The sequence below is a fragment of the Haladaptatus sp. AB643 genome (genome assembly GCF_024136975.1).
GTDB lineage: Archaea > Halobacteriota > Halobacteria > Halobacteriales > Haladaptataceae > Haladaptatus.
Genome location: NZ_JAMYJW010000002.1, coordinates 40,410 through 52,091, shown reverse-complemented (window position 1 = coordinate 52,091; position 11,682 = coordinate 40,410). Strand labels below are relative to the sequence as shown.

At 60.1% G+C, this 11,682-nt stretch carries 10 protein-coding genes; 5 read left to right on the top strand and 5 right to left on the bottom strand.

Going from position 1 to position 11,682, the window contains the following annotated elements; all coding sequences use genetic code 11:
- Positions 1 to 300 precede the first annotated feature (300 nt).
- From NKF25_RS05140 to NKF25_RS05125, 4 genes are all read left to right on the top strand, one after another.
- Complete coding sequence (locus NKF25_RS05140; RefSeq protein WP_253225631.1) at positions 301 to 1,713, top strand: esterase-like activity of phytase family protein; 1,413 nt, start codon at positions 301 to 303, stop codon at positions 1,711 to 1,713.
- A 157-nt stretch (positions 1,714 to 1,870) separates the two neighbouring features.
- The gene (locus NKF25_RS05135; RefSeq protein ID WP_253225630.1) at positions 1,871 to 3,400 is read left to right on the top strand and encodes a 2-isopropylmalate synthase; all 1,530 of its coding nucleotides are present in this window, start codon (positions 1,871 to 1,873) and stop codon (positions 3,398 to 3,400) included.
- Positions 3,401 to 3,558: 158 nt separating this feature from the next.
- Positions 3,559 to 4,545, top strand: coding sequence for a bile acid:sodium symporter family protein (locus NKF25_RS05130; RefSeq protein WP_253225629.1), 987 nt, complete (start codon positions 3,559 to 3,561; stop codon positions 4,543 to 4,545).
- A gap of 145 nt (positions 4,546 to 4,690) precedes the next feature.
- Positions 4,691 to 5,989, top strand: a complete 1,299-nt coding sequence (locus NKF25_RS05125) for an SGNH/GDSL hydrolase family protein (protein ID WP_253225628.1) — start codon at positions 4,691 to 4,693, stop codon at positions 5,987 to 5,989.
- 139 nt (positions 5,990 to 6,128) lie between these two features.
- Here the strand turns inward: NKF25_RS05125 and NKF25_RS05120 are convergent, their stop codons facing one another.
- From NKF25_RS05120 to NKF25_RS05100, 5 genes are all read right to left on the bottom strand, one after another.
- Positions 6,129 to 6,803 carry an ABC transporter permease gene (locus tag NKF25_RS05120; RefSeq protein ID WP_253225627.1) on the bottom strand — a complete coding sequence of 225 codons (675 nt, stop codon included), beginning with the start codon at positions 6,801 to 6,803 and terminating at the stop codon, positions 6,129 to 6,131.
- Between the two features lies 1 nt (position 6,804).
- A complete protein-coding gene (locus NKF25_RS05115) occupies positions 6,805 to 7,812 on the bottom strand; it encodes an ABC transporter ATP-binding protein (protein WP_253225626.1) in 1,008 nt (335 codons plus the stop codon).
- On the bottom strand, positions 7,809 to 8,537 hold the full coding sequence (locus NKF25_RS05110) for an ABC transporter permease (RefSeq protein ID WP_253225625.1): 729 nt from the start codon (positions 8,535 to 8,537) through the stop codon (positions 7,809 to 7,811). The genes NKF25_RS05115 and NKF25_RS05110 overlap by 4 nt, the downstream gene beginning before the upstream one ends.
- 46 nt (positions 8,538 to 8,583) lie before the next feature.
- Positions 8,584 to 9,537 (bottom strand): glycine betaine ABC transporter substrate-binding protein, encoded by a 954-nt coding sequence (locus tag NKF25_RS05105; RefSeq protein WP_253225624.1) that lies wholly within the window; start codon positions 9,535 to 9,537, stop codon positions 8,584 to 8,586.
- 90 nt (positions 9,538 to 9,627) lie between these two features.
- Positions 9,628 to 10,389 carry a carbon-nitrogen hydrolase family protein gene (locus NKF25_RS05100; protein ID WP_253225623.1) on the bottom strand — a complete coding sequence of 254 codons (762 nt, stop codon included), beginning with the start codon at positions 10,387 to 10,389 and terminating at the stop codon, positions 9,628 to 9,630.
- Positions 10,390 to 10,565: 176 nt separating this feature from the next.
- On the opposite strand from NKF25_RS05100, the gene NKF25_RS05095 reads away from it, so the two are divergent.
- Positions 10,566 to 11,672 (top strand): amidohydrolase family protein, encoded by a 1,107-nt coding sequence (locus NKF25_RS05095; protein ID WP_253225622.1) that lies wholly within the window; start codon positions 10,566 to 10,568, stop codon positions 11,670 to 11,672.
- Positions 11,673 to 11,682: the final 10 nt, after the last annotated feature.

Here is an 11,682-nt window from a genome sequence, read left to right as displayed (position 1 = left end):
ATCGGGTTCCTCGATACAGATCGCAAAGAACGAATCGCGGCCGTTATCGACGGTTATTCGGTACCCACTACTTACCAAATCTGGTTCACCGTCAAAAGACGGTTTAGGGGCGTTCACACTTGCCCTCAGAGTTAGCAGTAGATAACGGCAGTGGATTGTATCGCCGCCCAGCGAGCGGGAGATTTCGGGCACGGGTGGTGTGAACCGCTCTATAACACCTTCGTTGTCAAAGTTAGCCACTTAATTCCTATATTCGGAAAATATATATTTACATGTGTGTTCTTCGGCTCTCCCGATTTGATGCGCGAAGAAACCACGCGGCGACGGATGCTCGGTGGAATCGGACTGACCGGTGCGTACAGCGTCTTCGGAAATCGACTCCGGAGCTGGGGCCGGGACCACCACGAGCGGAAGAAGAAAGGAAACGACGGCAACACTCACGACGAGAACTGTGGTCGAATAACGAACGCCCGTGTCGAGGTCACATCGCTCGACATGTCCGGTCTGTCGCTCGGACACGTCACGTTCCGAAACGGCTCGACTCGTGGGAAGACGCTCGACCTCTTCGTCAGTCCCGGTAGTGGGGCCGCCGCTCCTGCCGACGGATCGACCGATCGTTTCTACGCGGTCGGCGACCGCGGACCGAACATCCACCACGATGATGCAAAGGAGGTTACCGGCCTCGATCCCTCGTTCTTCGGCGACCAGTCCGGCGGGAAGATATTCACGAACCCCGGTTATACGCCGTCGATCTACGAGATCGAACTCGGTCACGGAACGCCACGCGTCGTGAACACAATCGCGCTCGCGGACACGGACGGACACGACATCACCGCCATCAGCAACCCGTTGACCGTGACCGACACCGAGGTCGCGTACTCGATGAACGGGGCACGCATCCCGTACGATCCGAACGGGATGGACGTCGAAGCGGTCGCCCAACTCACCGATGGTACCTTCTGGATCACCGAGGAGTACGCACCGAGCCTCGCACACGTCGCCGCCGACGGGAGGATACTCGACCGTATCGTCCCGGCGGGCGTGGACGCCGACCTCGCGGATGCCACCTATCCCGTGACGGGCGACCTCCCGGCGATCATTCGCCGCCGAAAGCTCAACCGTGGGATCGAAGGATTCGGCGTCACGCCCGACGAGAGCGCGATCTTCTTCGCGCTCCAGAGCCCGCTTGCAAACCCGGACGTCCACACGTCGAACACGTCTCGGAACGTCCGTATCTTCCGGTTCGATCTCGCTTCGAAATCGGTCACCGACGAGTACCTCTACCGACTCGATCTTCCGGGTACGTTCGAGAAGGACAACGCGGACGGTTCGCCCGACCAGCACGACGTGAAGGTCAGCGAACTCAAGGTTCTCGGCGAGGAGACCCTGCTCGTCCTCGAACGCGTGAGCGAGACGATGAAACTCTACCGAGTCGATCTCGACGGCGTCTCGACGGTGCCCGAGGCGTTCGACGACGTAGATACGACGCCGACGCTCGAATCGCTCGACGCTGCCGGTTTGGCGGACGCGGGCGTCGAAGCGGTCCCGAAGGACCTCGCGTTCGACACTGACGACTACGACGGCCTCCCGTCGAAGATCGAGGGTGTCGCCATCCTCGACGACCGGGAGTTCGTGCTGATGAACGACAGCGACTTCGGACTCGGCGATGCGACCCCGCAAGTCGTCCGCGTCCGTCACCACCGATCTCTGTAGGAGATCAGTCCGGATTTGCGAATTTCTCGAAGAGCGTCGGCATCACTCGTCCTCTCGGCACCGGAGACGGCATGCCCACGCGACTGGTTGCAATATCTGCCCATCTCGAACAGACTATATGCGTCTGAGTACCACACCAAAGTGGATATCATGACCAGTGATCGATTTATTCGGGGGCTCCCCCGAACTAACCCCACTATCTGATTCTGACGTACAGTTCCTCGATACCACGCTCCGCGACGGCGAACAAGCGCCGGGAATCTCGCTTACGCCGACGGACAAGGCAGAAATTGCCCGCAAGCTCGATGCGACTGGCATCAGTGTCATCGAAGCCGGGAGCGCTTGCACCGGAGAAGGTGAGAGAGAGACGATTTCGAGGGTAACCGACCTCGACCTCGACGCAATGGTGACGAGCTTCGCCCGCGGCGTCAAACACGACATCGATCTCGCGCTCGACTGCGGGGTCGACGGTGTGAACCTCGTCGTTCCCGCGAGCGACCGCCACATCGAGGGAAAGGTCGGGACCACGCGCGACGAAGTGATTCAAACGACTGTCGAACTCACCGAATACGCCAAGGATCACGGTCTCTGGCTGGAAGTCCTCGGTGAGGACGGCTCACGGGCCGACCTCGATTTCCTCGAACGATTGATGAGCGCGGGCATCGAGGCCGGTGCTGACCGAATCTGCTACTGTGATACGGTCGGACATGCGACCCCGGAAGGGGCCGCGGCCGCCGTTTCACGGTTGGCTCCGCTCGGTCCGACGAGCACCCATACCCACGACGATCTCGGGTTGGCGCTGGCGAACGCATTCGCGAGCATCGAGGCTGGAGCGGATCTCGTTCACGCGACCGTCAACGGGATCGGCGAGCGGGCGGGTAACGTCGCACTCGAAGAGGTTGCCGTCGCGCTCGATCACGGGTACGATATCGAAACGGTCGAAACCGCACGACTGTACGATCTCGCACAGACGGTCGCAACGGCAACCGACGTTCCGCTCGCACCGAACAAGGCCGTGGTCGGCGAAAACGCCTTCGCACACGAGTCCGGCATCCACACTGACGGGACGCTCAAGGACGAGGCGATGTACGAACCGTACCCGCCGGATACCGTCGGTCGTGAACGCCGACTCGTCCTCGGAAAACACGCCGGAAGGGCGGGTGTCCGTTCGGCACTCGACGAACACGGCGTCAGCGTGTCGGGTGACGAACTCAACACGATCGTGGAGCGAGTGAAGGCCATCGGCGAGCGAGGCCGACGCATCACCGACACCGACCTGCTCGCCATCGCCGACGAGGTACAAGGTCGTGAACGCGACCGACCGATCGAACTGCGGGATCTAACCGCCACTAGCGGAGGAGCGACACCAACCGCGAGCGTTCGACTGGCCGTCGACGGCGAGGAGCACGTTGCCAGTGGCGTCGGAAGCGGTCCCGTCGATGCCGCCATCACCGCCACTCGAAAGGCGCTCGACATCGACGCGACGCTCGAATCGTATCACGTCGACGCGATTACCGGTGGGACGAACGCACTCGTCACCGTGGAAGTCGAGGTGTCACACAACGACCACTCGGTGTCGGTGAACGCGAGCGATGCGGACATCACTCGGGCGAGCGTCACGGCCATGCTCGACGCCTTCAATCGGCTCCTCGAAACCGATCGGCGGGCCATCACGGTCGCCGAGTGACGATTCCAAGGACACCTTTTTCCGAATCGGACGATCAACAAGTCGTTCGTTCGTGTGACTACTGCCGGCAATTTTGAGACGTTTCGGCAGGAATAAACCCACGACAATAAATCGCAGGGTATGAATCGAAAACGACCATCGAATATCCAGGAGATACCATGAGCAGTCTGGACGTCGCAAAACGTGTGAGCGCTGTCGCGAACCGCTACTTCGTCGTCTGGGTGCTCGCGTTTTCCGCTATCGCGTTCGTAGTTCCACCGGCTTTCACGTGGATCGGTCCGTACATCACCCCCCTTCTCGGCATCATCATGCTCGGGATGGGAATCACGCTCCAACCGGCGGACTTCGAGCGCCTCTTCGACCGACCGCGTGACGTCATCATCGGTGCGCTCACCCAGTGGATCATCATGCCGACGGCGGCCTACCTCGTCGTCCTCGCCCTCTCGCTTCCCCCGGAACTCGCCCTCGGTGCCATCCTCGTCGGGGCGGCACCCGGCGGCACCGCCTCGAACGTAATGAGCTATCTCGGGGACGGGGACGTCGCCCTCTCCGTGGCGATCACGACCGTGACGACGCTCGCGGCACCCATCGTGATGCCCGCGTGGGTCGTCTTCCTCGCCGGGGAACAACTGAACGTCACCTTCGCGGATCTGTTCTTCAGCATCGTGCAGGTGGTTCTGATCCCCGTGATCGCCGGTTTCGCGCTACGGTACCTCCTCGACCGACGTGCCCCGTCGGTCGCGGAAGCGAGTATCGAGGTGTTCCCGGCGGTGAGCGTCGTCGCCATCGTCGCCATCGTCGCGGCCGTCGTCGGCCTCAGCCAGGAGACGATTGCGAGCGCCGGAGCAGTCGCGGTGGTTGCCGTCATCGCACACAACACGATCGGTCTCGGGTCCGGATACGGCGTCGGCCGTCTTACCGGTATGAGCGAAGAGCGGGTTCGGACCTGTGCGTTCGAGGTCGGACTGCAAAACAGCGGCCTCGCCGTCGCGCTCGCGACGGCGTTCTTCTCGCCTGCCGTAGCGCTCATCCCGGCGTTATTCAGTATCTGGCACAACGTCAGCGGCCCGGCGTTGGCATCCTACTTCTCACGGGGGAGTAACGCCGGATCGACGTCCCCGGCACCGGTATCCACCGACGACTGAGTGGATCGGTTCGATCGTTCGTGCCAACGAGGGACGTCGTCACCGTGACACCGTCAGCTAACGGCGTATATTACCAATTATGAATTTTAAAAATATAATAATTCATCTAATTGAATTTATTTCGGGATAGAGCTATACTCAGTGCATGTTCGAACGGAGAACATTCCTCAAGGCGGTTGGTGCAGCGACCGGTATCAGTGCGACCGGGGCGGACGTCTCCGGTGCGTGTGACTCACCGAGAAACGGTTCGCCGTCACACGGCCGTGGTGGCGCTCACGAACGGTTCGTGGGGGCGTGGAGCGGGTCGCCAGTCCCCCCGGGGCAGAGTGGCCTCTCACGGACCGGGTTCGAGGATCGAACGTTGCGGGAAATCGTCCATACCAGCGTCGGAGGATCAGCTGTTCGCATTCGACTCACGAACGAGTACGGGACGAAAGGCGTGACGATCGATGCGGCGACGGTCGGAATCCGCGATACCGGAGCAACCGTTCTGTCGAAGACGAACAGAACGGTAACGTTTGGGGGCGAGAAATCCGTCTTCATTCCGGCAGGGGCAGTCGTCTACAGTGATCCCATCGAATTGTCCGTCGAACCCGATCAGGACCTCGCCGTCAGTCTGTACGCATCGGCCGCTACTGGCCCCGCGACGTGGCATCCGCTCGCGCTCCACACGACGTACATCTCCCAACGGGGAAACCACACGGCCGACGCGGACGGTGACCAGTTCACGAACTCGACGCAATCGTGGTTTTTCCTCGGTGGTGTCGATGTGATCGCGCGGAAACCCACGAGCACGATCGTGGCGTTCGGCGATTCGATCACCGACGGATTCAACTCGACGCCGGGTGCGGATCACACCTGGCCCGATTACTTGGCACGACGGCTCACCGATCACCGGTCAGTGCATCGATCGATCGTTAACGCCGGTATCTCGGGTAATCGACTCCTTCACGATGCGAACCCGGGACTTTCGTTCGGCAACAACGCACTGGCGCGACTCGACCACGACGTCATCGCGCAACCGAACGTCTCCGACGTGATTATCCTCGAGGGAATCAACGACATCGGTCAATACCCTCCGGCAGTAACCGCCGAGCAGATGATCGCCGGACTGACGCAGATCGCCAAACGAGTGCACGCCAGCGGGAGCAACATCTTCGCTGGAACCCTCACGCCGACTCGGGGGGCGAAATACGGAAACAGATACGATTCGCCGGAGGGAGAGGCCAAACGGGAGATGGTGAATCGGTTTATCCGGACGACGGACGTATTCGATGGTGTCATCGATTTCGATGCCGCGATCCGCGACCCGGCCCAGCCAGATCGAATCCGTCCGGAATACGATAGCGGCGATCACCTGCATCCGAGCGATGCTGGCTATCGTGCGATGGCCGACGTGGTCGATCTTTCGCTCTTCAAACGGACCCATCGACACACGAGGTGAGCAACCGAACGCGGCTTCCGTCCGCATCGTTCTCGAATTCGGCCCGGAGGAGACCACGAACGATCCGATTCCGAGGATATCGTCGGCGGTTTTATCCATATTCCCCGGCAACTGGACGACTCGGCCGTAGAAGGGATGGTCAACCAGTTGCGACCGTCTGCTCTTGGACCGAATCGGTCCCCAGGTGTCGTTCGATGAGCGCAAAGAACAGATCCAACCCGACCGCGAGAAGGGCACCCGGAATGGCCCCCGCGAGGAGTTGCGGTGTATCGAAGAGGGAGATACCGGTGATCACCCACACTCCGAGTCCACCACCGCCGATGAAGAAGGCGAGATAGGCGGTACCCACGTTCAGTACGGCGCTCGTTCGAATCCCGGCGAAGATGACGGGAAGCGCGAGCGGAAGTTTGATCTTCCGCAAGATTTGGTTCTCCGTCATGCCCATCCCACGAGCGGCCGCGACCGTGCTTTCGTCCACGTTTTCGAGACCGGTGACCGTGTTCGTGAGGATCGGCAACAGCGCGTAGACGAACAGACCGACGAGCGACGGGAGGAATCCGAGGCCGAGAAGCGGAAACACGAGCGCGATGATCGCGAGCGTCGGAATCGTCTGTGCGACGTTCCCGAGACTCATCACGACTCGTTTCACGGATTCGTTCCGCGTTGCGAGGATACCCAGTGGAATCGCGACGACGATCGCGAGCAGAACCGACACGAGGACGAGTTCCAGGTGTTGTTCCAACAAGGTCAGGAACGTATCGAGGTGCGAGAGGAGGTACGTGAGCGCCGAATCGAGTGTTCCGAGGACGCCCATACTACGCACCCACCTCGGTCGTCGTTCGCCAGTTTCTGATGTCCCGTTCGGTGATCAGACCGACGGTGTCACCGTCATCCACCACCTGTAACGCCTTCGTGTCCGTTTCGATCATCCGCGATAACGCGATCTCCGCACTATCGGTCGGTGATACCGTAACGTCCGGGAGAGCCACGGCTTCGGTGTCGGCCGCACCACCGTCGACAGCGGTAGGCTGAGCACCGCGGCCGTCGCTCTCCGGGCGCATTATCTCTTCGACGGGCGTTATCTGGAGTTCCTTGAGCGTCCGGTTGTCCCCGATGAACTCCTCGACGAAGTCGTTCGCGGGATTTTCCAGTATCTCTCGCGGAGTCCCGTACTGGACGAGTTCACCGACATCGAAGACGGCTATCTTGTCGCCCATCTTCAGCGCTTCATCGAGATCGTGTGTGACGAAGAGGATCGTCGTATCGATGCGTTCCTGGATTTCGAGGAATTCGTCCTGCAGTTCCGCCCGGGTGATCGGGTCCAGTGCACCGAACGGTTCGTCCATCAGGATCACGTCCGGGTCCGCGGCGAGCGCACGTGCGACACCGACCCGTTGCTGTTGCCCACCTGAGAGGGCGGTCGGATATTGGTCGCGGTACGTTCCCGGCGGCAGGTCCATCAGTTCGAGGAGTTCGTCGACACGATCGTCGATACGCTCCCGCTCCCACCCGCGAAGTTCCGGAACCGTCGCGATATTGTCCCCGACGGTCATGTGATCGAACAGGCCGATCTCCTGAATGACGTAGCCGATGTTTCGCCGGAGTTCGACCGTTTCCAACTCCTGGACGTCCCGTCCGTCGTAGTAGACCGTTCCCTCGGTCGGTTCTTCGAGTCGATTGACCAGGGTCATCGTCGTGGTTTTTCCACATCCCGAGGGGCCGACGAAAACCGTCGTGGTCCCGCGTTCGACTTCGAAGTTGATGTCCTCGATCGCAACCGTTTCGTCCGAATAGACTTTCGTGACGTTCTCGAATGTAATCATGCTTGTTGTCTCCTTTGTTGATTCGTCGCCGTCGTTCGTGCTACTGACCGCCGAATGAGGCGTGTGACGAGCGCCTGTTCGATGTCCTCACCGTTTCGGAGCCGGAACAGTTGTTCCAGCACGCCGAACCCGTAGTCGAACGCGAGTGCGAGCAACGAAACGGCGACCGTCGAGACGATGATCGCCGCCGGGTAGGCCTCGCTGATCCCGTTGAAAATCGGGTCGCCGAGGTTGTTCGCGCCGATGTATGCGCCGATCGCGGCGATACCGACGAGAATAACGACCGCGTTGCGGACACCGGCCATTATGACGGGAAGCGCCTGTGGGAGTTGGATCCGCAGGAGTCGCTGTCGCCGCGTCATTCCCATCCCTTTCCCCGCTTCGACGGTCGCGGAATCGACCTGCGTAAGCCCGACGTAGGTGTTCCGGACGATGGGGAGTTGTGCATAGAGTACCAGTGCGATAACGACGGGTACCTTTCCGATACCGACGAAGGGAATGAGCAGCCCGAAAAGGGCGATGCTCGGTATCGTCATCAGTATCCCTGCCGTCCAGAGGATGACTTTCCCGAGTCGGTCGTCGAACGTCGCGAGCGTGCCGAGTGGCACACCGATCAACAACGCAAGCCACACCGAGTCGACGACGACGATGATGTGGTTGATCAAAAGCTCCCAAAGGAGCGATCCGTTTTTCGAGAGATAGTCCACGGAGCTTTCGATCAGCATTGGGATGGCAGCGTGTGCGACCGTAGATTGAATACCGAACATGATTTCAGATGACCTCCTTCCGTCGTAAGTACTCCTTGGCGACCGTCTGTGGGTTCTTCTTCGCGATCGCCACCTGCTTGTTGAGACGCCGCATCACATCCGTCGTGAGGCCGTCACTGGCCTCGTTCAGTGGCGATCGAATCTCGGGATGGTTCTCCAACGTCTCGCTGTCCACGAGTGGTGCGGCGTTGTACACCGGGAAGTAGCCCTTGTCGTCTTCGAGCACTTGCAGATCGAACTGGATGATCCGCGGGTCGGTATTGAATCCGACGCCGACGTCGGCGGACCCCTTCCCGATGACTTGATACAGGAGTCCGGAACCGATGTTGTCCACGGTTACGTTTCCGAGGTCGTCCGCGAATCCATAATGTTTGCTCAGGCCCGGCCAGCCATCAGCCCGACTTTGGAATTCGGCGTTCAGGGCGACGGTCAGATTCGATCCGTCGTTCCCCAGAAAATCGGCGAAGTCGGACAGCGTCTCGACGCCCGTCTTCTTCGCCCAGTTCGGATTCGCGAGGATGACGTACGTATTGTTGAGTTGGGCACGCTGCAGAAACGTCAACCCGTGCTTCCGTTTGAACTCCGCTTTCACTTTTCGATACAACTTCCCTGGGTCGGAGATAACCGTATCGTGTTGTGGCGGGAGCGTCTGCCACGCTGTACCGGTGTACTCCCAATACAGTTGTACTTCTCCGGAGTCGAGTGCGCGAAAGTTCGTCGTCGTCCCACCGAGACCGATCTGATCGTTGATGGGGAGGTCGGTGTTCGAGGAGAGCGCCTCGTACGCGATGTATCCGAGAACTTCCTGTTCGGTGAACCGTTTGGAACTCACTTTGATCGACCCTCCCTTGAGTTCGGTCGCGAGGGTGAGACACCCCGAAAGCGCTCCGACACCTGCCGTGCCGGCAAGACCACCACCTGCCTTCAGGTATCTCCTTCGTGTGACTGACCGTGGCATACCCCGTCTTTGTACAAAGAGGGGCCTAATAATTGACCCGTACTAGTTCATCATTTATAAGCAACGACGGATTAGTCTATTCCTGACTCATCAACACTGCCGACTATTCCACACCGGATTCTTTTCGCGTGCCAGAGTGAGGGATTCCGGCGTTACTGGAGCGGAAACGACAGCACTCCCGTCGGTCGTCTTCGACACGATATCCCCCCGCGGCCCCACGATACAGCTTTCGCCTGCGTGTTTTCGACCGGCCTGTGTCCCGACGTGGTTCGACCCGACCACATAACACGTCCCATCGAGCGCTCGTGCCCGGCACAGTAACCGCCAGTCCCGTTCGAACGATTGTCGCCACGCCGCACTCACGGCGAGAACGTCACAGTGATCCCGTGCATACGTGAGGGAAAGTTCCGGGAAGTTCAGATCGTAACAGAGCAACAACCCGACCGTCCCGGCCGGAGTATCGACGGTCACCGGTTCCGTTCCGGCGTCGAAACAGTTCGCTTCGTCGCCCCACAATCGCCGTTTTCGGTAGGTCGCGAGAACGCCGTCTTCGCCGACGTAGACGAGCGAGTTGTACACCGTCCCGGTATCGACTTCGGGGATGCCGACGACGAGATCGACACCCACGTCACGGACGACGTCCGTCAACCGGTCCGTAATCGGCCCCGGAACCGAGGTCCGATGGGTTGGTACCGCCGTAAGATCGTATCCGACCACACAGAGCTCCGGAAAGACGGCGAATTCGACGCTTTCGGGCAGTTTTCGGGCTAATTCCTCGATCGCTTCGATGTTCGTGTCCGGTCGACCGACCGTCGGCTCGAACTGGCACGTCGCGACCCGGGGAACCGTCATGGTTCCATCACCTCACGGGAACTTCGCATTGGTCGTGATAGAGTGGGGATCACAGTAGCCGTTCGCACCTACATCTCAAGGGCTTTTACCCACGTCGTGATTCGGGAGGGCACTTATACCCGTTACAAGTTCGCCCTGACCTATAACGGGACTTCGGAAGTCTGTTTTTTCAATCGATGACTAGACGACGAACGCAACAGTCCACCGATGGCGCACCGACGCTCATCGACTGCGACATCCACCAGCGATGGAAAGACGAATCGGAGATCATCCAATATCTCCCCGAACAGTACCAAGATCGAGGTCTCCAAGCGCCCGAAATCCTCTACGATAACGTCGCGGAATTCTCCCGACGGGATGCGATCCCGGACGACGGGAGCCATCCGGGTTCGGACATCCCGAAGATGAAAGAACAGCACCTCGAAGAGTTCGGAGTCGATTATGCGATCCTGACGGGGAACTCGTATCTCAACCTCACGGCCCTGCCGAACGACGATTACGCCGCCGAACTCGCCGTTGCGAGCAATCGATGGGCGATCGATCGGTGGCTTTCGGAGGGAGGACCCTTCGTCGGGTCGCTCCTGGCGGCACCACAGAAACCGAAACGGATGGCGGAAATGATCCGGAACCTCGGGCAACATCCGCGCGTCGTCCAAGTCGTCATGCCGATGGCGGCACAACTTCCGTACGGGCACGAGTACTACTGGCCGATGTACGAGGCCGCCGAAGAGATGGGGCTTCCGATCGCACTCCACCCGTACACGGAAGGACACGGTGTCACTCGACCACCGACCGGTGCCGGGTATCCACGCACGTATTTCGAGTGGCACACGCTCCTCGGAACGTACGCGATGGGCCAACTCGTCAGTCTCGTCGCGGAAGGCGTACTGCCGTCGTTCCCCGGTCTCGACTTCGTCGTCATCGAGGGCGGTCTCAGTTGGGTGCCACACTTCCTCTGGCGGATGGACAAGGACTGGAAAGCGCTCCGGGCACAGGTTCCGTACCTCGAAAAACCACCGAGCGAGTACGTCAAAGATCAGGTTCGATTCACGACACAACCGATCGAGGAACCCGACGACCCGAACCATCTGCTCCAAATCCTCGAGATGATGGACGCCACGGAGACGGTCATGTTCGCCAGCGATTATCCGCACTGGGATACGGATTCACCCCTCTACGCGCTGCCGCCGATGTCCGAGGAGATGGAGGCCGGGGTAATGGCCGGAAACGCACAGGAACTCTACGGGCTCCCGGACGATCCGGCGAGCATCCCGACCAAATGAGGTGTCATTC